We start from the raw sequence: 21,162 nt of genomic DNA, 5'->3' as shown, positions 1-21,162 counted from the left end.
GTATTTGAGACGATTCTGATTTTTTTTGACAATAAAAAACCCGCTATCCTCAAAAGGGACAGCGGGTTAACAGCAGTTTTTAAAAAATTATTATTTATATCTAAAACTACTTGATTTTAAGCAGGTTTAGCTTAAATTGTCAAATATGGAAAGGTTGTTAAGTATTTTAGAGGCTGCCAAAATACTTGGAGTTTCCATATCAATTCTTAGAAGGTGGGAGCAAGAGGATAAATTAATACCCGACACCAGAACAAAAGGCAGGCAAAGAAGATATAAATTATCAACGCTCCTATCTGTTTTGTGCATCTAATGGTTGGGATTTTGAAATAATAAGCGATTTAGGAAGTGGTATAAACTACAAAAAAAAGGTTTAAAAAAGCTTATCAACGCCATAATTGATGGGAGGTTGGCAGGCTTATCATAACTCATAAAGATAGACTTTTAAGGTTTGGAGCAGAACTAATATTTGCTATTTGTGAGGCTAAAGAGGTAGAGGTAGTTATAATCAATACAATGGTGAAGATACATCCAGTTTTGAAGAGGAATTAGTCAAAGATGTTTTTGAGATAATAACCGTATTCTCAGTAAGGTTATACGGCAGTAGGTCAAACAAAAACAAAAAGCTAATAGAAAATATGCAAAAGGCAGTAAGCGATGCAGTTAGCTCACAAAATTAGGTTAGACCCTAATAATAAGCAAATAACATACTTTAAAAAAGCCTGCGGTGTAGCCAGATTTGTATGGAATTGGGCTTTAGAGAATTGGGAAAAACAGTATAAAACTGGCAAAAAGCCAAACGCTTTAGAGCTCAAAAAGCAATTCAACTCTATAAAAAGAAAAGAATACCCCTTTGTTTTAGAGGTAACAAAATACGCCTCTCAACAGCCATTTTTACAACTACAAGAAGCTTTTGGTAGATATTTTAAAGGATTAGCCAGAAAACCAAGATTTAAAAAGAAAAAGTCCAATAAAGATAGTTTTTACATCGGTGGAGACCAGATAAAAGTACACGACAACAAAGTGAGAATACCAAAACTCGGTTGGGTAAGAATGAGGGAAAACTTAAGGTTTAACGGTAAAATCCTAAATGCAACCGTATCCTGCAAAGCTGGTAAGTGGTTTATATCTTTTACTATTGATGTGGTTCAAAACCCATACCAACCCTGCGAGAACCAAGCAGAGGTTGGTGTGGATTTGGGAATAGAAAAACTTGCAGTGCTGTCTGATGGGACTTTTTTTGAAAATATCAAAACTCTAAACAGGTATGAAAAGCGTTTAAAAAGATTACAGCGTCAGCTTTCAAGGAAACAAAAAGGCTCTAACAGATACAAAAAACAGGTTGTAAGGATAGAAAAACTATACTATAGAATAAGAAACATTCGCAGTGATTATCTGCATAAAATAACCACTTATCTAACCAAAAATTACAAAACCATTGTGATTGAGGACTTAAATGTAAAAGGTTTACTTAAAAATCACCATCTTGCCAAAGCTATATCGGATGTAGGTTTCCATGAACTTAAAAGACAACTTGAATACAAAACACAACTAAGAGGCAACAACCTTATTATTGTAAATAGGTGGTTTCCAAGCTCTAAGATCTGTTCAAAGTGCGGCTATGTAAATTACAACTTAAAATTAAGCGACAGAACCTTCAAGTGTCCTAACTGTGGTTTGGTAATTAATAGAGACTTAAACGCCGCTATCAACCTGTTAAATTACGGTAGGGTGAGTTCCACCCGAACCTATACGCCTGTGGAGAGAGGCTCTGTGGACGACCGTAGCCTTGTGCTACCTAAGAAGCACCCTCTCGCTGAAGCAGGAACTCAGCAAAACCTAACTATGGTTAGGTTTGAGTAAGTCTGAGAGAACGGCTTCCGAGAGATGTTCCCCTCTGCCAGAAGCAGAGAGGCACTCCCTTGCGGGAGGTTTCAATCCCAGTTCTATAAACAACTGGGTAATATATTCAATTCTTCTTTTTTCCCTAACTTTAATGTATTTTGTTTTTTCCCATATTTCTAACATCAATTGAGATATTTTATGTTCACGCATAAGTCATCTCATCAATAATTATTGTTGCAATTTCTTTTAGCCACTTCTCAAGTCCCAACCATTCCTCAACAGTTACTTCATAAATTCTGCCTGATAAAAGTTTAAATCTTATCATAAGACTACCTCCTATCCTTTTTTGGGTGGGCAACCCACAAAGGACATGGAAGGGAGAGCGGAGGCAGATCATAGACTCTCCCGATGGTCACCCCAAACCACCACGGTTACCATGCACTCTATGGGTTGCCCAACCCCCAAGGATAGGAGATTTAATTAGAAAGTGGCTAACGGGATTAACCCGCTAAGCCACTTCTTCTATTTCTAATGCTTTTAATAAGTCATCAATCGTTACATACTCTAGTGTATAGTTACCAACTTCTTTCTTTTTAGCATTTTCCCATGCTTTTTCTATAACAGTTTCAATTCCTGTTTCAATTGTCCTTGTCTTACCCTTTGAGGTTTTAATTTCTTTTCTTTCAATTTCAGTAAGATTTACTATTTCGTATGTCTCATCTAACTCTAAATCAGTTGTCATATCCTTTTCTCTATAAGATGAGAATATATCTTCAAGTTTCTTATTATCTTTATCACCATCAACAAGTGCTTTAGCCATTTGAATTGTCATTGATTCGCCTTCAGAAAGAGATGTCAAACCGTTTTCGGATAAATCACCTTCTACTGCAAGAGAAGTTTCCATTTTTGTCGCTATCAGCTTCATTGCCCTTTCCTGCATAGTATCATTGTAATACATATAATACACCCTAACGGGTTGTTTTTGCCCAATTCTCCATGACCTACGAGAAGCCTGTCTTAGGGTATATATGTTATACCCTGTTTGAAAAAATATAATTGTAGGAAAATCCAATAAATCTAACCCTGTCTTAACAAGGTTAGGATTACAGATTAGAACATCTGTATCTGGATTTTCCTTTAATTTTCTTTTTATCCATGCTTCCCGTTTGTCTGTTGCAGGAGAACCACTCCTTAACACAAGAGTTTTTATCCCGTTATTTTCAAGTCTTTCGACTAAATCAGGAATTAAATCTCTTGTGCCTGTGTGTTCTAGAAATATGGCACACTTACGGTTCTTTTGTTTTTCTTTCATTATTAGTTCTATTAGCTTTTTTTCTTTTGGAAGCATATACAAATCTATTGGTGGTGCAACAGCAATCTCTTCTTTGGTTGCTGGATCAATAGCAATTTCACCTCGTCTTGCCCCATCAGGCAAAGCGTAAAGAGAATTAACCATTGCTCCCAATAGCCTTGTGCTTCCAACAACCAACAACCTTTTAACTTCATCTACAAGCGAATTTTCAAAATGCTTGTAGATGTCATATTGTAATTCATCCATTTCAACACCTATCAGATATTCCGAATATTCAGGTAGCTGATCCGAAACATCTGACAACTTCATAAAATAAGTGCTATCTAAAATAAATTCTGGTAGAAGTCCTGGGGACATACCCGGTTTTGAGTGAACTTTAACACTCTTTAACCTTGCTCCAATAGAAGAGCTTCTACCAGAGTCTTTTACATACACTCTTGTTTCTTCAATTACCCCATAGTTCCTTTCAAAAGATGTTACGGAACTATGAGTATATCCCTTTTCTATAAACCTTTTCGTAAACATTCTAAAAAGGATATAGAAAAGGTTTTTTGCATATCCGCCCATTAGAGTTCCTGTCATTGCAAGTGTTTTATCAGCAACACTTACAAGGTTAGCCATTGCTTGACCAACCGCAGTGTCGCCACCTTTTAATTCGTGAACTTCATCTAATATTAGAAAATCAATTCTTATTTTTTTTCTTTTTATATATTCTGCTAATCCATATCTGCGGAATCTATCTTTATCTGCGTAGTATAGAGGTGTTTTACATACCGCACATTTAGGCATTGTGTTACCAATTACATTGTCAATAGATAACTCGACTCCGCAATCTGGACATTTATTTAAGGTGTCATTATCATTCAGTCTTTTCACATATTTTACAGAGTAATGTAATTTAGCAGTGGTGTTTTTTAATACCCAATACTCAATTCCTTGCGGTTTTGATTTGTCTATATCAGATATGGACCTCAAAACCTTTACTTTGGCATTAGGTATTGTTTCCTTTATTTCTCTTACCCATTTTTCCGCTAAATGGGGAGGACAAACAACAAGTGTTCTTTTGTTCTTTTTGGGATTTAGATATGCAACACTCATTCCCATTATTGTTTTTCCTGTTCCCATTTCAGCGGTTAAGATAAGAGATTTTTTGTTTTCCTTATAAAACCCTTTAGCCAACGCTAAAATAGCGTGCCTCTGGGCATTAAAGGGTTTTCTTAATAATTTATTTAACTTATGATTTTCTTTCTTTTCCCACTCACCAATTTGAGCAGGGTTATAAATAGGATTTAGTTTTTTTAATACTTTTTCTTTTAGTGTATCACCAAATTCATTTAAAAAGTCTTTTAAGGATAATTCTTTTTTATTTTCTTCATCTTTTTCTATTTCGTTAAATGTTACTTTTGAGTTTGGCAAGGTTTCAAGATACTCTTGTAAACTTGCCTTACTCCTCGTAACTTTTATAAATTCATCAAGATATATGTCTGCGTCTGCTTCTAAAATACCGCCTTTTTCGACTATTTCTACTAATTCGTCCAATTTTCTTGCTTTTTCAAATGCTCCTCCGACTGTTCCGCCTATGCTAAATATTTCGTGCAAGGAAAAATCCCCAAATTCTGGGAAATCCCCTACTACAAATCCAAATACTATACCATCTCTTTTGCCTACATATTCGAGAGGAAACCAATACCAATCTAATTTGACATTGTAAAAAAAGAAATATGTCTCATACTTTTGTAGAAATTTTTTCATAACCTGCCTCCTTTTATTTTTTTCTTGCGGGAGGCAGGCATAATTATCCCCCCTGCGGGGAGTTACCTGCCCCCCGCAGGGGTTTTTATCCATATTTTAGTTAGTTTAGTGCTAATCTTCTTTCCTTTAGATTATTAATTATTTCATTTTCAATATAGCTTTCTTCTGGTATTTCTATTTCCACAGCACTTTTGTACCCGAATGTATTTAATGGTATTGGATTAACCAATTCCATTATAAACTCTTTCCATTCAGGAATTAATGGGGTTGATATTTTACTGTCTATCAGCTCATATATCTTTTCAATAGTAGGTTCAATAATTACTGCTACTTTATTTATTTGATTAAACACAAATAATTCTTTTTGGTAGAGCAAACAATGAACCAAATTTTGCCCTACCTTTTTCTGTATGAATGTGTATTTAGTTGTATTACTCCTTGCCATTACTCCATCATTTTCAACTTCTATTTCTTCTCCCGTTAGTATCGCAGATGTTAAACCTTTAACTAATTCGGGAGTTCCAAATATTGACATAAGATAGATAAAACTACCTCTTTCAATATATTTATCAGTATATACTTCATTACCTAAATACTTTATTTTTCTATATCTTTCCATTTTTGCACCTCATTTAGTCATTTAATTTCGATAAATCGTAATTTTTTTAAATCTAAACTTCTGACTACTATCTGGTATTTCTTGACAGATTTCTCTACTAAACTTGCTTTTTCTTCGTCATAGTCGGAGTCTGTTTTTTCCATATATGACTTGATACTTCCTTTAACTATCAAGTCGTATTTATTATTTTTTAATCTACCATTCATTATACCGCTTGCTAAAAGCATTGCTAAATGCCCATTTCTCAACATTGCAAGCGGACGGATTTCCTCTACTTTTTGAATTTTCGTTAATTTATTGAATTCGGTATAAACTACCGAATTTTTTAACTGTTCTATTGCATCTTCTGGGTCAATACGAGTTGAGCTGAACGTTTTTAACTCAACCGTATTCGCTTCAACCTCATAAAGAGGACGATAATCACTTGTTAATATACTTTCGGTTGTCCAGAGAGTTTCATAAGCCCTCTCTGAGTCAACCATATTTATTATATTTTTTAGCATATTTCGATTATTGTTTATTAGTTCTTTATCAGCAAACGGTGTTGATTTTCCTATAATTACTATTTGCTTAAACTGTTTATAGAGTTCCTCTGGAAAAGCCAACACCCGTAAATTTTTCATTCTAAGGAAAAATCGATAAGTGTATTTTAGAGATAAAAATGGAATTACATAAATTATTACACCCTTCGTGTTTAGATAACGGAGATGAAATTGTAAAAATTTTTTCTCCGTTTTTTCACTATTCTCAGTTTCATTTTCTTTTACATCCCAATCATATGGTGGGTTTAAAAATAGCAAGTCAAAAGCATTATTTGTGATGCGTGTTTCATATAAAGCATCACAGTTTAATACTTTATATAGCTTTTGCCTTGCTGTTATTGCTCTTTCTTTATCTAACTCCACACCATAGGTTCTGACAGGTGCATTTTTGGTTAGTGTAGCGAGAGCTTCACCTGTTCCGCAACAGGTATCTAAACATCTTGCACCTGCTGAAAAAGATAATAGTTCTCTAATTTGTTCAACTACTTCCTTTGGAGTAGGATAATATCCCATTTTCTTTTGACTTTCTAACCTTGCCATTACTTTGCCTCCTTATTTTGTTTTTTTGCAGGAGGCAGTAATCCTCCCGCAGGAGGACTACGCCCCCTGCGGGGTGGGTTTTCACATTAAACCTTCTTGTTTCATTGATATGTAATCATCTACAGTTATAAGAATATGGTCTAAGACTCCTATTCCCAATATTTCTCCACATTTTTTAAGCCTTTCAGTAGCTTGTATGTCTGCATTACTGAATCTCAAATTTCCAGAGGGATGATTATGTGCAACTATTATATTCTTCACCCCTTTGAAAATTGCTAATCGAAAGACCTCTCTTGGTTCTATTAACGTTTCGTCTAAAGTTCCTAAAGAAACTAACTCAATATATTTAATGATATTTCTGGTGTTCAATCCTATGCACCAGAGATGCTCTTTGTCTTGATCAATTTTATGTTCTGAACATAAAATTGCTTGTAAAATCTTAGCTACATCTTTAGGGTTTTTTATCTTTTTACTTTTATATTCTTTCAAAATCATTTCTGCCTCCTTTTGTTTTTTCGCAGGAGACAGTAATCCCCCACAGGGGGATCAACTGCCCCCTGCGGGGGTAGGTATTATATGGTTAAAGCTCTTTTAGTTTCTTGGATTTTTCTCTCACCTTCCTTATTAAAGATGAGAGTATGATTTTTTTCATACCAGCGCTCAAAATCAGCGCTAGTATAAATATTGAAGCATTTTTTTATTGATTTGTTTTTTACATTAGAACACCCAGAACAAAAGTTCTGAATACCTTTTATTGTTCTATTCTTTGTATTAATTGCAAGTGTTTGGACCCTTCCTCTAATACATACAAGTTGATAATATAGTTCAAATATCCTCTTAAATTTAGGTTTGTGAATTTCAAATCCCTTTCCACCGGCATAAATACCGTTGGAAGCAATTATTTCTATTATTTCATTTAGTTCTTCCCTATTCATAATTTATCCCCCTTATCCACAAAGCGAATAACCGCAACTATGACACTTGCGACAACCTTCCTCAAATGCCATTGGCGATCCGCATTCTGGACAACTGCCATGGGGAGTTTTAGGGGAGTAATCTGTTATTATTTGTTTAATCTTTCCATATTGCTGGACTATTTCTTTTAAGAAAGGAGATGCTTCCTTTATTGATGGGAAAACAGTTTGATAATTATTTTCTGTAATAACTAATACTGCCATTTTCTACCTCCTGTCATATTTTTTGGTTACCCACCCAGAAAAGGACAGGAGGCAGTCGCAGTAATCCCCCGACAGGGGATTGACTACCCCCTGTCGGGGCGGGTTATTTAATTCATTCTTTCATTAATATTATTTGTTCTCACATAGTTGAGAATGTAGTTTAGTGAACAAATAAACTTTATAAATGCGTTGTAATTTCCGTAAAATACAGGATAACCTTTTTTATCAACAATCGTATATGTTGATGATAAGCTATGTGGTTTTTTGTTTACTTTAAGGCTTAAATTAATGGAATCTAAAAACTTTTTAATATCTTTTGCTTTTATTTTATTTAATTCATTAACAGCTGTCAGCATCTTTGCCTCCTTTCTTCACTATCGGAGGCAGGCACTAATCCCCTCATCGGGGACAGTTGCCTGCCCCCGATGGGGGTGGGTTTTACTTCAATGTTATGAAACTATAAGGATCGCCTTCTTTATAGAAAGGCGTTATATCTATTTCCGGATAAGCTTCTTTTAAAGCTTTTTCATCAAGAGTTTTACGTCCTTTTCTTGATTGATACTGAACTATGATATCATCGGCAATTCCCGTTTTGATACCTATTGATTCCATATACAGCTTAATTTCATTTTTTAATGACTTAGTTTCTTTTTCGATTTTAACCAATTCTTTTAGTTTTTTTACTCTTTGTTTCATATCGTCAGGAAACTCAACTTTTTCTCCCTTAATTAAAGCGGGACAATCAGTTTTATATGGACAACTGGAACATAAAAAACCTTGTTCAGTCTTAGGTTCTATTTGTCCGTCCAATGCCATTTTTATCTTTTTTGCCTTTTCTAATAAGGCATTAAAAATTACATTATTAGGTTCATAATTGTTAAATTCCTTCATTTCGCCTGTATTGATATTGATAACCAGAACTGAACCTTTTATTTCCGCATCAGGATATTTCAATATCATTAATCCTAATTGAAAATGAAGCTGTTGAATCCAGCTCTCATGAGGTTCATCTGGCATACTTGAAACAGTTTTTAATTCCAATACACCGATTTTGCTCATATCTTTGGTATAAAACACAAAATCTAAATGTGCTTTAAGATATGGCAAATCCGGATGTGTTAATTCCATTTGAGTTGTATATTTATAAGGAGTTTTATCAAATATCATTTTTAACAGATTTTCCGTTAAATGGCCACGCTGTAAACGTATTAAAGTCTCAACATCGTGTTCAACAGGATTTAGTTTACTTAGAACAACCTTTCTTGAACACTGAGCAATATCACTTGCTCCTATATATTCTTTACGGTTGCCTAATTCTATTTCTGATTTTTCTTTAATAATTTTAGGTAAGTATTTTTTTATTATTTCGTGAATCATTTCTGCCTCCCTAGTAATTTTTTCTTTGCAGGAGGCAGACTTATCCCCTCGCAGGGGACAGTATCTGCCCCCTGCGGGGATGGATTTTTATTTATCTGTGTTCAAGACGTTCAAGTTTATTTAAAATTTCCATAAAAAATAGAACCTGTCGAATATTGGTTGCTCCTGACATTTCGGCAACCTTCTGGAAGTCTGATAAATAGTCAGGTAAATCGTAACATGGGTCATCAAGCCATTGAAAAACCCTGTCATATCCATATCTTTTCAATTCTTTTTCGATTTTTTTAATGTTATACATTTTATCTACCTCCTTACTTTTATTTAACAGGAGGCAGTAATCCTCCCGCAGGAGGACAACTGCCCCCTGCGGGGGATATTTATTTTTTATGATTTAAAATATGTAGGAAGTTTTTTAATTATTATTGAGAAATTACTTTTTTGGTTTTTCTATTTTATGTTCAACAATTACGCCGATTATGAACATTACAACAATAGTGCCTATTGTTACATACAATCCAATCATTATTTCTTCTTATCAATTTTGTATTCTATATACATTCCTATCGCAGTTGCTATAATTATAATTGCAATTGTAGCATATAACGCTATCCAAACTATCATGTTACTCCTCATTTTTTACTCCTATTTTAATTTACTGTTTTTTTTCAAATATTCAATAATTAATGATGTTATCGCAATTAGATAAATACTTAAACTGATGGGAAAGATTATATACCAGAATTTTTTAAATTCTGGTTTAAAAATATATGAGATCACATAGCCTGCAATAAACATGTTGGCTAAATCAAGTAATTTTTCGATTATTATTTTCATTTAACACCTCTTAAGCAATTCTTAAGCAGTAAACATTTTTTTCTTTTGTTTTTGTAAAATTATACATTTCGAGTAATTTTTTTGCTGCGGGTTTGTTGTAGAAATTACCCCGCACATATATTCTATCTCTATTTTTTCCAAACGCAGCGTCAAAACCTAAAGCTTTAAAAGCTTCTATAATTTCATCAGGGTCAATATAACCTTTAGATAACTCAGTAGGCTTATCCTCTTGAGTTATTTCAACTTCAGTATCAATTATAAGATCACCATTTTCCGAATAAGTGCCTATACCAACTTCTTCGGCAGCATAAATGCCCGATATATTGAAAGCTTTTCTGAGTGCCTGTGATTCAGCAACTTTTTTAAGCATAGTATCAGGCATTTTCTGCCAAAAGCGTGTTGGTTTACCGTCCTTAGTATATTGAACATATTCGGAATATCTAACTTCAACTACAAAAGGTTTATCACTATCTTTACGATATACTTCACATCTTGCCACCAGGTCAGGTTTAATCACCCATTTACTATTTTCAAGAGTGGGAACTTCTTTGATATAACTTTCAGTTTTCATTCCTGCAAGTTGGCCGCTTTTGTGCGCTATTGATAAAAAGCCGTCTCTGCCAACCAGCGGTTCAACTTTTTCTATCCATTTTCCGTTTACCTGTTGTTTTCGAGGTACGAAGTGAATTTCTTTTGTAATTGGATTGAGACCAAATGTTTTTGCGACTGCAAGGCAATATTCCATTTCTTCTTTGCTTGTATTTGATGGAAAAAATTGTTTTTTGATTACCTCAAGCTCTTTTTCATTAAAAGATTTTTCAAGTTTAACTACGTTACTCATAACTCTGCCTCCTTTATGTTTTTCTCCCGCCGAGAGACTCACTCCCGCCACGGGAGTCCTCTTCAAGGAGGCAGTAATCCCCCATCGGGGGATACTGGAGTCCCCCGACGGGGAGGGTTTATTTATTAAAAGGGTATATCATCTTCATCAAAAAATTCATCAGAGTCATTTTCTTCTACAAGATCTGATTCTTCCGTTGTTTTATCTTTCCTCCAAACAAGTTGAATATTCTCAGCAACAATTTCGTGTTTGCTACGTTTTTGACCGTCTTGTTCCCAAGTTCGATATGATAGACGCCCTTCTACCAATATTGCCATGCCCTTAGCCGTATATTCTCCTATAAACTCGGCTAATTTTGAGTAGGCAACTACATCTACAAAACAGGTTTCTGTCATACTTTCATCATCTTTCTTATACTTTCTGTTAACCGCTAACCCAAAAGTTGCTACGGGAGTTCCACTCCCTGGTATATATCTGACTTCTGGGTTTCTTGTCATATTTCCTAAAAGAACTACCTTATTGAAATACATAATCTACCTCCTTCTTCTTTTTTACCCGCAGAAGGAGGCAGTCTTATCCCCGCAAGGGGACGCAAATAGACTGCTCCCCCTGCGGGGTGTTAGTTTCATATTCTATTTTTGATTTAAATTAGACCATCTTATTCGTCTTTGAAATATAGGTATGTTGCAGTGAAACCTATTTCACTTATTATGTTTTAATGAATATGGTTGTGATTTTCCTTTTTTTCTTTCTCTTTTTGAAGATAATAACCTGCAATTATCGCAAGTATTCCCATAATTCCAAAAAATATTCCTATGAAAATTATCCCTTCCATATTTATTTTCTACTTTTCATCTTTGAAGTAAAAATATACGGCTGTAAACCCTATTATTGCTGTTATTAGTAACATAATTAATAAAATTGCACCTACACTCATTTTTTTCCTCTATTACACTTCATTTAACATGGTTATGATTTCCTTTTTTCAATTCTCTAAACGCTAAAAATCCAGCTATAGCACCTATTAGTGCAACGGCTATTCCAATTATAAATGCTATTTCTACACCACTCATATTTTAAACGTGATTATGCTTTTCTTTCTTTTTTTCATTTATCAAATATCTTCCAGCTATTATTCCTGCTATTCCAATAATTAATACAAATACTCCCAAAAGAACAATCCCTAACATTTTTATTCCTCCAACTTTTCTTCTTCTAAAATATTCTTTTTCAATATTACTGTCAATGTAAAGCTAAGTAATGTAACTATTAGTTTTACAACCGTATAATTCCTATCAATAAAAATAGCTATTGCTCCAGCAAAGGTTATGTTCTTTAAAGTATCCTCTGCTGTTAATAAAAGTGATTTCAAATATAACTTAAACATTCTCCTCACCTCCTTTCTTTAAGACCCAACCAGTCCCGCAGAAAGGAGGCGTAACTCTCCCGCAGAGGGAGAAATACCTCCCCCTGCGGGGATATTTTTTTTAATTTTTAATGTTTAACTTGTTACATCAGGGACAAACCCGAAGCGTATTAATGCTTCCATTATACTTTTTCTTTCGGAGTCAATTATCGAGTCACCCTTTTCAACAGTTGCTTGAGACATAACTTTTCCATTTTTTTCAATTTTTGTTACAACGTATCCAGTTTTGTTGTTAATAAAGGTATTAATGCTCCAGCCTTCTGTTGCTGGAAATTGACTCCTGAACTCCTTGATAATTTCAAAGAATTCTTTTTCTTTTTCTTCTCTTTTTGATTTGATAAACTTGAACATAGCTCTGCCTCCTTGTTTTATTTTTTTTTGTCAGGAGGCAGTCGTATCCCCGTCAGGGGACAAACTGCCCCCTGACGGGGTTTTTCTTTCTTTTTTTTACCCGCTAACCAATCATAGCCGGTTATGGGTTATTTCGCCTACTGATCGAACACCGCCAATCAGAGGCGTATTTTTTCATCTCTCGTTACAAATCCCTCGCATACAAAAACACTGCAACGACAGATAGATACACCGATATTGGCAAAAAACATAATTTTAGCTGCAATACTATTGTATGCTGGGATTTATATATAGAATGATTAAGTTATGGATATTTTACGTGAACACAAAAGATCAAGCTTGGTCTAGATTAGGAGGGAATTATAAGATATTTAAAAATTATAAAATTTATCTACGTTGCCGTTACTTAACAAATTTGTTAAGTTATTTCAATTTGAATAGCGAGGGTAATTAATTTCTTCGGGCTACACATGCCTGCTGGGATTAACAACTGTCCTGCCCAACGGACAGCCCCACACAGGCTGGTTTTGTATTCAGCTTTCAAACAACATAAATATCTATTAAATAGTATGAATCCCAATTTTAAATTGTCAATGCTTTTTTTAATTTCCCAACAAACTATCCAACACGCTATACAAATCTGTAAACGTTCTTGTGCTTTCACCAATATCCAATATGTCATCTATTCCCTGCCTACAGCTATTTATAATTACACTTGCTTTAATCCCATCGATCCTATCAATTTTAACTGCTTTTTCTAATGCTTTTACAACCTTTTGCTTGATCGTTACTCCGCTTTCTTCAGAATTATAAAACTTATACATTAAATACTGAATTTTACAGTTTAACGCAGTGATACTTTTCAATGTTATTGCATTAATGTTCTCTGCTTTTGTATTGTTCCAGCTCATTAAAATTATAAGAACTATCAATAAATACAACCTTTTCATATTTGTATCCTCACTACTACTTTTAAAAAAAACCGCCTGCATTGCGCAGACGGCAAAACAAAACAGGAGGGGGAGGAGGTGCTTCTAAATTGAAAACTCCTTGAATTTTTTGCCAGCGACAAATTTCTTTATATCCCATAATTGGTTACTAAACTCATTATTCATCAGAATAATTCAAACCACTACCGCTTTCTCTACTTTTGGTTCATCATCTGCCTTAACAGTTTTTTCTTTTTCCTTCTTTCCTCTTGAAAACAGTTTCTTTGTCAATTCGCTATTCATTGCTGTAATCTTGCCCACTATGTCCTGATATTCGCTTATTATCTTTTGATGAGTCTCGTAATCCAGATGACCAGCCATCAGTCTATTATTCACACTTCTGAGAATACTGTCCGCCCTGATTACCTCACTTGCAAGCTTTCTTGTAATTGGTGTGTTTGGTATTATTTCAATTGTTCCGTTTTTTGCTTTGCTCATTACTCACCTCCGTAACTATATTTTCAATCCTTCAAAAGGATTATTTTTACTATATGTCTTTTTAGTTTCCGATTTTGTGGTATTTTCCGCAATTTTTTGCTCTTGCGTTGTATCCTCTTTTCTATTTTCGGTTTCTGCTTCCCTTTTCAAAACTTCTACACTTTCAAAAACCTTATCTTCTATCGCTTTTAACAGCATACTGCGAATAAATTTGCCTCGGAGATGTTTAGGTAAAATTTCAAGCAACTGAATTAGAGCTTTATCTTTTTCATTGTTTTCATATAGGGAGAAAGAATAAGTCTTTCTCATTTTATGATCCTGTGATTGACAAAATTAATCGAACTTACCAATCGTCTACAGTTTCTGCACAATCTATTGTGAGCGCCTTCGCTTACAAATTTATCTCCGCATCTCAAACATTTAATTACCATTTTCTTCTTCCCTTTCCGCCACATCTGCCTCTCTTTGTCCATGAAAAACCTCCGCATACTTCATATATCCGATTGCATTTGCAAAAGCCGGATTATCAGGAACCAAAAACTGCGGATCGGCAGGCAGTATATCCTTAATAACCTCAGCTCCACCGCCAATAAAAAGCATTTTTTCCGCTTCTTTTTGACTATCTTCCCACTCATCTTTAATCATATTCACTAAGTCAAAGCAGTAATTCAATTTGCATTCGTCAACTATATCATCTACTTTATGTTCCGCTCCCTTGATTCTAACTTTCTTTGTTTTTACAATTTCCTCTATCTTCTTGTAATCAGGACGGTAGTTAAATTTTTTGCTAATTTTCTTTGCAACGTTTTTATATAGTTCGTGAATGCCAAAATTGAATGACAATGACCTGTTAAAAACAAATTTTCCATCAAGAAAAAGCGCTAAATCTATCGTGTAATAACCAATATCAATTATGGCCATTGAATCATATTTGTCCTGGTATAACATTACTGCCCCAGCGCCTTGAGGCAACACAATGACATCTTTAACTTTTAGGCTAAAACTCTGGTCATTTACGCTTGCTGTAATTGATTTAATAGATTTGATTTTCTGTTTTCTTTCTTCATTATACTGATTAAGTGGTAAACCTAAAATAAGCAAATCAATATCGCTGTAACCACCTTTTTCTTGAAAATACCTGTATAAAGCATAACTTAGAAGCGCTTTCCATTCGTTTGATCCGTGAAAATTTTCTCCTATCAAAGGGATTAATTTACCCATAGTATAAGCGTCTTCACCGACATAAAATTTATTGTCGTTAACTTCTATATAGTCTGGTGTCGCAAAAAAACTTATATCAGAAGGAGTGTATTTGACTAAATATGACGGATAACTAAACTTTATCTTACTGTTATATAGTTTTATCCTGCCATACCCTATATCAACTGCTACAATATTCATTAACTGCCTCCTGGTTTAATATTTATTAATTAGAATATCGATTTTACGGATAATTTTTGTGGTATTTTGAAAAGGAATTCGTAATGTTTGAGCTTTGAGAAAATATAACCTTGCGCAAATTGAAATCCAAGACTCTTGATTCTTTCTAATTCTTCCTGAGTTTCTATCTTCTCAAAAATCACAATCTGGCAGTGTTTATTCAGTTCTGATAATAAATTGATTAAAAACGTATCCGAAAAATTCAAAATAATTCTATCTAGTTTAACTCCAAAAGGCTTTAACCTTATAATCGTATCAATATTCGCATTGCCTGTTCCAAAATCATCAATAATAATTTTATCCTTTTCATTACATAAACAGTTTTCATAAAAATTAAACTTTCTGCCGTTTTCAATCACTTCAAAATAAACATTTCCTGGAAGCTCCGAAAATAAATTACTGTTAGCGCAAAGCGTTTCTATATTGATATTTATAAAAATCTTCTTCTTTATCTTGCTGAATTTATCAAAGAAGAACTGCTTGATTTTATCAAATATAAACAAATCAATATAAACACTCGGCTCTTTAAACAAGACATCATTAGGAATACTCCCATTAAACAATATTTCATAACCAATAACCTCGTTGGATATAATGTTTACGATAGGCTCTACTTTAAACATTACAGTATTTTCTCCTCATAGTTACAATATTCCCAATTATCAATAAGTTGTAACGCTTCTTTAATCTGTTCGTTAATGATTTCTTCAAGTTGCCTTTCATTAATAAATCCCTGCTCCACCAATATCTCTCCTAAACGAATAAAAGGGGCTTTTTGCTGTATTTCTAAAGCCTTCCTGAGTTGATTTTCAGTTATATAACCTTTGCGTACCGCTATATCTCCTATTCGGGAGATTACATTGCCTGTCGCATTTAAAATTTTTTCTCCATCCCTTAACAGATAAATGTAGCTCCTACTTTTCCAGTAATGTTCCACTTTTCGCACCATGTTCCCTCTCAACAAGAATCTTAATTGCTTCGGATAAACTGCAACCCAGTTCATTCTGAATTTGCGCAATTTTCATCTTATCGTTAGCGTCCGTTGTGTAGAGATAATATGTAAACCTATCAACTAATAAACGTCCAATACCAATACCTTTGGATCCGATAATCATTATTTCCGAATACCTGCCTTTCACAGTATCAACTGTCTTGAGTAAATCAAAAAAATATTCGTGCATTACCAGTTTCTTTTCTTCTTTTGCCTGTTCAATTGCCTCATTCTTCTGCCCAAGAAATATTTTCCACTCTGCATTATTAAAAAGCGCTTTTGTGGTTTCGTTGGTGAAATAGTCGTTTATTGTCTGGGTTACTGTCATTGCAGAAGCATTGTGTTTCCTGAATCTCCTGAAACCTTTTTCGATGAAAGCAGATGAAATATTATCTCTCAACAACTGCCAGGCCTCATCAATAATAAACATCTTCCTGCGTTTAAAATCAAAGAAAATATCCTGACTGATCCTGAACATCATCAGCATTAAAATTAATGATTTTAAATCTTCTTTTTGCTCAAGAGAATCCAATTCAAGTACTACAAAGTCCTTTTGATACTGAAAATTATCCCTTCCATTTAACCATTTGCCATAACGACCATGTATTGAAAATGGATACAATGCCTGAGCAATATCCTTTGCTCTATTATCCGGATGTTTCTGCAAAATTTCATAAATATCGTTAATTGTTGTATCGTGTTGCTTTTGCCTGAATGCTTCCCTGCAAGCCTGTTCAATAAATGAAGCAAGAACTCTTTTCGTCGGATCTTTTTCTTCCGTAGATGCCATTAAATTCATTCCGCACATATTACCGATAAACGGAACAAGCAATTCAAATTCCGAACTGTCTATTTCGCCGTTTTCATTTGTTTTTATGTTTGTAAAGGGGTTAATAACTATATTTTTCTTTTCATCAAACTCTATGAATTCACCGCCTAATTGCTCACATAACTTTTCATATGAACGACCCACATCAATAACAAAAACTTTTCCGCCCTCCCCTAAAACTGAAGTAATCAGCTCATTTGTAAAAAATGATTTTCCTTTGCCTGATTCCGCTGCCACCGCAATATTGTAATTGCCATCGGATACGAACGGATCGAAACTCATAATCTGGCCACGCCTGCTGATAAAAGTTAATAGCGGATAACCATTGCCTTTGTAATCGCCAAACACTGGAGCTAAATTGGATGTATTGTGACAGAATATAGGCTCAAACCTATGTAAAAACTTATCATAATAACTGTCCATCTGCATTGGAAGAGTTGATAAAAATACGGTAAATGAAGTATCGTCATTTTCTTTTGCAATTTCAAATTTATGTTGTGACCAGTGATTGCGAACAAATTGCGCTAAATATTCAAGATGATGTTCATCATCCCCAATAACCCAAAATGTTAATTGTGTCGGAGTTAAAACTTTTCCATCTTCTTCAAAATATTTCATTGCCAGCTGGTAGTTTTGATAACGAATGTGCAATGTAGGAATATATTTCGCAACAGGATTGCCATCAGCCTGCTGTGTTATAAAATTAGACTTCATTTGAAACTTCTCTTTACTCTTAACGGGATCAACCAGCTTAACATTCATAGCTAAAGCAAATGTAGTTGGTATCTGTTTCATATTGTCAATATACGAACCAATTATTTCACCAAATTGAAAAAGATTTATCACGTTAGGATAAGTTTTAACTGAAAATACACGCAAAGGATTGCCGTTTATCAATAAATCCCCGTTTTCTTTTATTTTTATCTTTGTTGACGGATAAATAATCTGTTCTTTTATTTCTTTATGAGGGTTGTAGTTATTTATGGTTGGTTTTTCTTGATTTAAAATCTCTTTCATTATCGCAATATATCGCTCAGGTGATACTATTCTTGGGGCCAGACCCTCAGATTTTAAAACTCCAAAATAAGCATTCTTTGCTTTTATAGCGTCTTCTAACTCAATCTTTACATCTATCTCGGTTGCAGTTTGCTTTTTATTTTTATATGGAATGATAACTGAAATAAATAATTTGAAATCTCTAACCCGAAAATCAAACTCATCAAAAAAAGATTTTTTAGTATGTTCTTCATAATATTTTCGTCTTTGTTTGAACAGTTCAAGAATAACTTCATCGTTGATATTTGTTTTTCCCTGTTCCTTTCTTTTAAGGTATTCATCCATCAACTCATCTATGTATGGAGAAGCATACAAAAAAATATTCAAATACCAGTCATCAGAATGTCTCGGAGCCGTTAATAGCGATTCAATAGCCTTAGCTGTATTTGTGCCGGCAAACGGCATGGGTTCGCATTCAATACAGAACCCCCATCCGTCACGCAAAGCATAAATACCGTCTTTTACATAATGATATACGCTTAAATAATCCGCTATCCTTCCACGCTCAAATATTGCCTGCAGATTTTTTACCGCCAATCCCATGTATTTCTCCCCTATTTTACAATTTTGCTTTCAGGCAGGTATGGCATAAGCGGATTAAACTGTTTGCTCTGTCTTAATATTTTTGTCTGTTCGCTTTCCGGAACAAATAACCAGTCAGATTTTTTCCTAACCGCATAAATGTAATGGCTATATACTAAATCGCCTGTATCAGCTTTATATGGAGCAATCCAGATACTGATAACTTCATCAGGTTGTCTTAAAGGAATGCCCTCGTCGGCTCTCAAAGCTTTGTATAATGTCTCATTGCCGGTTGCTAATACTTTAAGCTTTGTATTTTTATCTTCAATTTTTGCCTGTTTTTTAAGTTTTTCATATTCATTACCTGCCCTATAAACGCAATCGTTGTATTCAAAATTCCCCTCGCTTTCGCTTGAATTCTTTAAAAATCCGCATTTCTCTTCAATATATGTGTTTTTATCAGGCAAATCTTTAAACTTTAATGCTTCTATGTTGTGCCTGTTCTGATAAACAGTCGTAACATCCGCACATACGCCAGTCCCGCTAGCCGGACATTTAAATTCAGTTGCTCCCGGACTAAGCATCTTTGCGCAACCTGAAAACATTACCGCGAAACTTATTAATAACATTATTGCTGGTTTTCTCATTTCTTTCTCCTTACAAGATCAAATGTAGCATAATAAAATCTACCACCTTGTGATGCTGAAACATTCATCTCAAAGTTATACACGCCAACACAATCCGGAAGTTTCAAACACATATTTTTTGTTGTTTTTAATAGCTCTTCAATACCAAGACCGACATCCATATAAAGCGGTTGAGTTCTATAACTATAAGCCATCGTAATTAACTCAAATCTGCTATGATCAAAATCCGTCTTTGCCATTGTTATATCTCTCGCAAAAGCCACCATTGAAATTAACAACATAAACGCTATAAAAATACCCTTTTTCATTATTCTGCCTCCTTAATGTTGTAGTTTATTGTTTGAACTATTTTCTTCTTATCTAAAATTAGCTCTTTTCCGTCTTTAATAACTACGGTTACTGTTCTGCCTGCTCCAACTTCAATCACAGGGAACATACTCTCAGCCATTTTCATATAAAAATCTGCTAAACGTTTCATAGCCTCGCCTATGCCGGTATATGCGGCGGCTTGAAACGTTTTGTTAGGGTCAATAGTGCTTACCGAACCCTCTGGAGTTACACTTATATTGCTTGCTGAATTTGTGAACGCTTTAGATACTCCTTCAGCAAACCCAGCTAACAATGCCTTTGCAAGCAAAGAACCTTGTTTTGATACAAGTCTGCCTCTTACTCCAACTTTTCCGTCTTCTCCTATTACCCATCCTGTTATATCAGTATCAATTACCTGCTTATTTTTATCTATACATGAAAGCTTTACTAATCTGATATAAGCCCTTTCGCTTGATAGATCACCATATCCGCTACCTAAAAGAAAGCAATCGACTATGTCCGTTGAATAATTATTAGGAAGTATTGCATCTTTGTTTACGTTGATTAATATGGGTTGAGGATTATTTGTTCCAGCTTGCATGGTTGGAGCATCAAGTCCAGTTAATAATATGCCCTCAAAAAAACTACCTGACGGAATGTATATAGATTTTTTAGGTTTTTCCTGTTGTGTTTGCTTTGGCTCTTCCGCTGGTTTATAAACTCTTATGCCTGCATCTTGAGCGCCTTTATTTCCCCCTGCCCTTGTTGTTCTGTTGTACTTAGCATTTCTTGTGTTTGGGCGATTGTATGAAACATCTATATTCTTTCTTGGCGCCGGAGGCGGAGGCAATAAATTTAAGTCAAACTTTGCAGTTTCTGGCTCCGTTCTTTTCTTCTCTTTATACTTTGCTAAAACTTCTTTCTCTATCTGTTCGGCATCTTCTTTTTTTACCGCTTCTTTCGTTTTTACTGTATTTGTATCAACAACGGTATTTTGATTTTTGTATGTTTCTATAACTTTCTTCTGTTCCTCAATCGTCTTTTTTAATTGTTCATTTTCATTTTTTATCTTCTCAAGTTCTGATTCAATATATACTTTCCAGGAATTTCTTTTATCTTCATCTGTAATTATGGAATCTTTACGGACAATTTTATTTCTTTTAGCATATTCTTTAACTTTATTTGCGTAACTGATATAACTGTATGTTATGACACCTAAAACAAGAACTATTGCTCCTATACCAATATAAATTCTTTTCCTGTTTAAAATATCCTCATTAGTAACCAAACCGTCTCTATTAAATATATTCTTAATCTTATCAAGCAT

The 21,162-nt window shown here is 34.3% G+C and carries 27 protein-coding genes and 1 pseudogene; 2 read left to right on the top strand and 26 right to left on the bottom strand.

The window, feature by feature from the left end; all coding sequences use genetic code 11:
• Nucleotides 1–145 precede the first annotated feature (145 nt).
• Both FHQ18_RS09440 and FHQ18_RS09435 read left to right on the top strand, forming a co-directional pair.
• Nucleotides 146–677 (top strand): annotated as a pseudogene (locus FHQ18_RS09440) (IS607 family transposase).
• Nucleotides 655–1,860, top strand: coding sequence for an RNA-guided endonuclease InsQ/TnpB family protein (locus FHQ18_RS09435; protein ID WP_149266932.1), 1,206 nt, complete (start codon nt 655–657; stop codon nt 1,858–1,860). The pseudogene FHQ18_RS09440 and the gene FHQ18_RS09435 overlap by 23 nt, the downstream one beginning before the upstream one ends.
• Nucleotides 1,861–2,044: 184 nt before the next feature.
• On the opposite strand, the gene FHQ18_RS12865 is transcribed toward FHQ18_RS09435, so the two are convergent.
• From FHQ18_RS12865 to FHQ18_RS09315, 26 genes are all read right to left on the bottom strand, one after another.
• Nucleotides 2,045–2,167 (bottom strand): hypothetical protein, encoded by a 123-nt coding sequence (locus tag FHQ18_RS12865; protein WP_281285454.1) that lies wholly within the window; start codon nt 2,165–2,167, stop codon nt 2,045–2,047.
• 183 nt (nt 2,168–2,350) lie between these two features.
• The gene (locus tag FHQ18_RS09430) at nt 2,351–4,906 is read right to left on the bottom strand and encodes an SNF2-related protein (protein WP_188020387.1); all 2,556 of its coding nucleotides are present in this window, start codon (nt 4,904–4,906) and stop codon (nt 2,351–2,353) included.
• A gap of 100 nt (nt 4,907–5,006) precedes the next feature.
• Complete coding sequence (locus tag FHQ18_RS09425; protein WP_149266930.1) at nt 5,007–5,525, bottom strand: hypothetical protein; 519 nt, start codon at nt 5,523–5,525, stop codon at nt 5,007–5,009.
• Between the two features lie 17 nt (nt 5,526–5,542).
• Complete coding sequence (locus FHQ18_RS09420) at nt 5,543–6,607, bottom strand: DUF6094 domain-containing protein (RefSeq protein WP_149266929.1); 1,065 nt, start codon at nt 6,605–6,607, stop codon at nt 5,543–5,545.
• A gap of 81 nt (nt 6,608–6,688) precedes the next feature.
• Nucleotides 6,689–7,102, bottom strand: coding sequence for a JAB domain-containing protein (locus FHQ18_RS09415; protein ID WP_149266928.1), 414 nt, complete (start codon nt 7,100–7,102; stop codon nt 6,689–6,691).
• 77 nt (nt 7,103–7,179) lie between these two features.
• On the bottom strand, nt 7,180–7,542 hold the full coding sequence (locus FHQ18_RS09410) for a hypothetical protein (RefSeq protein ID WP_149266927.1): 363 nt from the start codon (nt 7,540–7,542) through the stop codon (nt 7,180–7,182).
• Nucleotides 7,543–7,554: 12 nt separating this feature from the next.
• Nucleotides 7,555–7,785: a hypothetical protein gene (locus FHQ18_RS09405; protein WP_149266926.1), complete on the bottom strand. Its 231-nt coding sequence runs from the start codon at nt 7,783–7,785 to the stop codon at nt 7,555–7,557.
• A 107-nt stretch (nt 7,786–7,892) separates the two neighbouring features.
• On the bottom strand, nt 7,893–8,141 hold the full coding sequence (locus FHQ18_RS09400; RefSeq protein ID WP_149266925.1) for a hypothetical protein: 249 nt from the start codon (nt 8,139–8,141) through the stop codon (nt 7,893–7,895).
• Between the two features lie 82 nt (nt 8,142–8,223).
• A complete protein-coding gene (locus tag FHQ18_RS09395) occupies nt 8,224–9,162 on the bottom strand; it encodes a Dna2/Cas4 domain-containing protein (RefSeq protein WP_149266924.1) in 939 nt (312 codons plus the stop codon).
• A 91-nt stretch (nt 9,163–9,253) separates the two neighbouring features.
• Nucleotides 9,254–9,460 carry a hypothetical protein gene (locus tag FHQ18_RS09390; RefSeq protein ID WP_149266923.1) on the bottom strand — a complete coding sequence of 69 codons (207 nt, stop codon included), beginning with the start codon at nt 9,458–9,460 and terminating at the stop codon, nt 9,254–9,256.
• A gap of 344 nt (nt 9,461–9,804) precedes the next feature.
• Nucleotides 9,805–9,996: a hypothetical protein gene (locus FHQ18_RS09385; protein ID WP_149266922.1), complete on the bottom strand. Its 192-nt coding sequence runs from the start codon at nt 9,994–9,996 to the stop codon at nt 9,805–9,807.
• A 10-nt stretch (nt 9,997–10,006) separates the two neighbouring features.
• Nucleotides 10,007–10,837, bottom strand: coding sequence for a phage recombination protein Bet (bet, locus tag FHQ18_RS09380; RefSeq protein WP_149266921.1), 831 nt, complete (start codon nt 10,835–10,837; stop codon nt 10,007–10,009).
• A 125-nt stretch (nt 10,838–10,962) separates the two neighbouring features.
• The gene (locus FHQ18_RS09375) at nt 10,963–11,367 is read right to left on the bottom strand and encodes a single-stranded DNA-binding protein (protein WP_246798733.1); all 405 of its coding nucleotides are present in this window, start codon (nt 11,365–11,367) and stop codon (nt 10,963–10,965) included.
• Between the two features lie 662 nt (nt 11,368–12,029).
• Nucleotides 12,030–12,224 (bottom strand): hypothetical protein, encoded by a 195-nt coding sequence (locus FHQ18_RS09370; protein WP_149266919.1) that lies wholly within the window; start codon nt 12,222–12,224, stop codon nt 12,030–12,032.
• A 114-nt stretch (nt 12,225–12,338) separates the two neighbouring features.
• A complete protein-coding gene (locus FHQ18_RS09365; protein WP_149266918.1) occupies nt 12,339–12,614 on the bottom strand; it encodes a hypothetical protein in 276 nt (91 codons plus the stop codon).
• A 602-nt stretch (nt 12,615–13,216) separates the two neighbouring features.
• Nucleotides 13,217–13,564: a hypothetical protein gene (locus tag FHQ18_RS09360; RefSeq protein WP_149266917.1), complete on the bottom strand. Its 348-nt coding sequence runs from the start codon at nt 13,562–13,564 to the stop codon at nt 13,217–13,219.
• Between the two features lie 174 nt (nt 13,565–13,738).
• A complete protein-coding gene (locus tag FHQ18_RS09355; RefSeq protein WP_149266916.1) occupies nt 13,739–14,041 on the bottom strand; it encodes a hypothetical protein in 303 nt (100 codons plus the stop codon).
• Between the two features lie 15 nt (nt 14,042–14,056).
• Entirely contained in the window at nt 14,057–14,350 is a 294-nt protein-coding gene (locus FHQ18_RS09350; RefSeq protein WP_149266915.1) for a hypothetical protein, read from the bottom strand.
• Nucleotides 14,347–14,472, bottom strand: coding sequence for a hypothetical protein (locus tag FHQ18_RS13005; protein ID WP_484068194.1), 126 nt, complete (start codon nt 14,470–14,472; stop codon nt 14,347–14,349). Before FHQ18_RS13005 ends, FHQ18_RS09350 begins: the two co-directional genes overlap by 4 nt.
• Nucleotides 14,462–15,442, bottom strand: coding sequence for a ParM/StbA family protein (locus FHQ18_RS09345; protein ID WP_149266914.1), 981 nt, complete (start codon nt 15,440–15,442; stop codon nt 14,462–14,464). Before FHQ18_RS09345 ends, FHQ18_RS13005 begins: the two co-directional genes overlap by 11 nt.
• 29 nt (nt 15,443–15,471) lie before the next feature.
• Entirely contained in the window at nt 15,472–16,104 is a 633-nt protein-coding gene (locus FHQ18_RS09340) for an EAL domain-containing protein (RefSeq protein ID WP_149266913.1), read from the bottom strand.
• The gene (locus tag FHQ18_RS09335; protein ID WP_149266912.1) at nt 16,104–16,430 is read right to left on the bottom strand and encodes a cyclic di-GMP-binding domain-containing protein, MshE-related; all 327 of its coding nucleotides are present in this window, start codon (nt 16,428–16,430) and stop codon (nt 16,104–16,106) included. Before FHQ18_RS09335 ends, FHQ18_RS09340 begins: the two co-directional genes overlap by 1 nt.
• Nucleotides 16,396–18,900, bottom strand: a complete 2,505-nt coding sequence (gene traC / locus FHQ18_RS09330; RefSeq protein ID WP_149266911.1) for a type IV secretion system protein TraC — start codon at nt 18,898–18,900, stop codon at nt 16,396–16,398. The genes FHQ18_RS09335 and traC overlap by 35 nt, the downstream gene beginning before the upstream one ends.
• An 11-nt stretch (nt 18,901–18,911) precedes the next feature.
• Nucleotides 18,912–19,526, bottom strand: a complete 615-nt coding sequence (traV, locus tag FHQ18_RS09325; protein WP_149266910.1) for a type IV conjugative transfer system lipoprotein TraV — start codon at nt 19,524–19,526, stop codon at nt 18,912–18,914.
• A complete protein-coding gene (locus tag FHQ18_RS09320; RefSeq protein WP_149266909.1) occupies nt 19,523–19,834 on the bottom strand; it encodes a hypothetical protein in 312 nt (103 codons plus the stop codon). Before FHQ18_RS09320 ends, traV begins: the two co-directional genes overlap by 4 nt.
• On the bottom strand, nt 19,834–21,162 hold the full coding sequence (locus FHQ18_RS09315) for a TraB/VirB10 family protein (protein ID WP_149266908.1): 1,329 nt from the start codon (nt 21,160–21,162) through the stop codon (nt 19,834–19,836). Before FHQ18_RS09315 ends, FHQ18_RS09320 begins: the two co-directional genes overlap by 1 nt.

This window comes from Deferribacter autotrophicus (assembly GCF_008362905.1).
GTDB lineage: Bacteria > Chrysiogenota > Deferribacteres > Deferribacterales > Deferribacteraceae > Deferribacter > Deferribacter autotrophicus.
Note: the sequence above shows the minus strand (reverse complement) of the source record. Positions and strands in the feature narration are given on the sequence as shown.

What these genes read in the sequence shown, in the direction of transcription:
- FHQ18_RS09435 (WP_149266932.1), top strand. Translation starts at nt 655, where the DNA reads ATGCAGTTAGCTCACAAAATTAGGTTAGACCCTAATAATAAGCAAATA.
- FHQ18_RS12865 (WP_281285454.1), bottom strand. Translation starts at nt 2,167, where the DNA reads ATGATAAGATTTAAACTTTTATCAGGCAGAATTTATGAAGTAACTGTT.
- FHQ18_RS09430 (WP_188020387.1), bottom strand. Translation starts at nt 4,906, where the DNA reads ATGAAAAAATTTCTACAAAAGTATGAGACATATTTCTTTTTTTACAAT.
- FHQ18_RS09425 (WP_149266930.1), bottom strand. Translation starts at nt 5,525, where the DNA reads ATGGAAAGATATAGAAAAATAAAGTATTTAGGTAATGAAGTATATACT.
- FHQ18_RS09420 (WP_149266929.1), bottom strand. Translation starts at nt 6,607, where the DNA reads ATGGCAAGGTTAGAAAGTCAAAAGAAAATGGGATATTATCCTACTCCA.
- FHQ18_RS09415 (WP_149266928.1), bottom strand. Translation starts at nt 7,102, where the DNA reads ATGATTTTGAAAGAATATAAAAGTAAAAAGATAAAAAACCCTAAAGAT.
- FHQ18_RS09410 (WP_149266927.1), bottom strand. Translation starts at nt 7,542, where the DNA reads ATGAATAGGGAAGAACTAAATGAAATAATAGAAATAATTGCTTCCAAC.
- FHQ18_RS09405 (WP_149266926.1), bottom strand. Translation starts at nt 7,785, where the DNA reads ATGGCAGTATTAGTTATTACAGAAAATAATTATCAAACTGTTTTCCCA.
- FHQ18_RS09400 (WP_149266925.1), bottom strand. Translation starts at nt 8,141, where the DNA reads ATGCTGACAGCTGTTAATGAATTAAATAAAATAAAAGCAAAAGATATT.
- FHQ18_RS09395 (WP_149266924.1), bottom strand. Translation starts at nt 9,162, where the DNA reads ATGATTCACGAAATAATAAAAAAATACTTACCTAAAATTATTAAAGAA.
- FHQ18_RS09390 (WP_149266923.1), bottom strand. Translation starts at nt 9,460, where the DNA reads ATGTATAACATTAAAAAAATCGAAAAAGAATTGAAAAGATATGGATAT.
- FHQ18_RS09385 (WP_149266922.1), bottom strand. Translation starts at nt 9,996, where the DNA reads ATGAAAATAATAATCGAAAAATTACTTGATTTAGCCAACATGTTTATT.
- bet (WP_149266921.1), bottom strand. Translation starts at nt 10,837, where the DNA reads ATGAGTAACGTAGTTAAACTTGAAAAATCTTTTAATGAAAAAGAGCTT.
- FHQ18_RS09375 (WP_246798733.1), bottom strand. Translation starts at nt 11,367, where the DNA reads ATGTATTTCAATAAGGTAGTTCTTTTAGGAAATATGACAAGAAACCCA.
- FHQ18_RS09370 (WP_149266919.1), bottom strand. Translation starts at nt 12,224, where the DNA reads ATGTTTAAGTTATATTTGAAATCACTTTTATTAACAGCAGAGGATACT.
- FHQ18_RS09365 (WP_149266918.1), bottom strand. Translation starts at nt 12,614, where the DNA reads ATGTTCAAGTTTATCAAATCAAAAAGAGAAGAAAAAGAAAAAGAATTC.
- FHQ18_RS09360 (WP_149266917.1), bottom strand. Translation starts at nt 13,564, where the DNA reads ATGAAAAGGTTGTATTTATTGATAGTTCTTATAATTTTAATGAGCTGG.
- FHQ18_RS09355 (WP_149266916.1), bottom strand. Translation starts at nt 14,041, where the DNA reads ATGAGCAAAGCAAAAAACGGAACAATTGAAATAATACCAAACACACCA.
- FHQ18_RS09350 (WP_149266915.1), bottom strand. Translation starts at nt 14,350, where the DNA reads ATGAGAAAGACTTATTCTTTCTCCCTATATGAAAACAATGAAAAAGAT.
- FHQ18_RS13005 (WP_484068194.1), bottom strand. Translation starts at nt 14,472, where the DNA reads ATGGTAATTAAATGTTTGAGATGCGGAGATAAATTTGTAAGCGAAGGC.
- FHQ18_RS09345 (WP_149266914.1), bottom strand. Translation starts at nt 15,442, where the DNA reads ATGAATATTGTAGCAGTTGATATAGGGTATGGCAGGATAAAACTATAT.
- FHQ18_RS09340 (WP_149266913.1), bottom strand. Translation starts at nt 16,104, where the DNA reads ATGTTTAAAGTAGAGCCTATCGTAAACATTATATCCAACGAGGTTATT.
- FHQ18_RS09335 (WP_149266912.1), bottom strand. Translation starts at nt 16,430, where the DNA reads ATGGTGCGAAAAGTGGAACATTACTGGAAAAGTAGGAGCTACATTTAT.
- traC (WP_149266911.1), bottom strand. Translation starts at nt 18,900, where the DNA reads ATGGGATTGGCGGTAAAAAATCTGCAGGCAATATTTGAGCGTGGAAGG.
- traV (WP_149266910.1), bottom strand. Translation starts at nt 19,526, where the DNA reads ATGAGAAAACCAGCAATAATGTTATTAATAAGTTTCGCGGTAATGTTT.
- FHQ18_RS09320 (WP_149266909.1), bottom strand. Translation starts at nt 19,834, where the DNA reads ATGAAAAAGGGTATTTTTATAGCGTTTATGTTGTTAATTTCAATGGTG.
- FHQ18_RS09315 (WP_149266908.1), bottom strand. Translation starts at nt 21,162, where the DNA reads ATGCTTGATAAGATTAAGAATATATTTAATAGAGACGGTTTGGTTACT.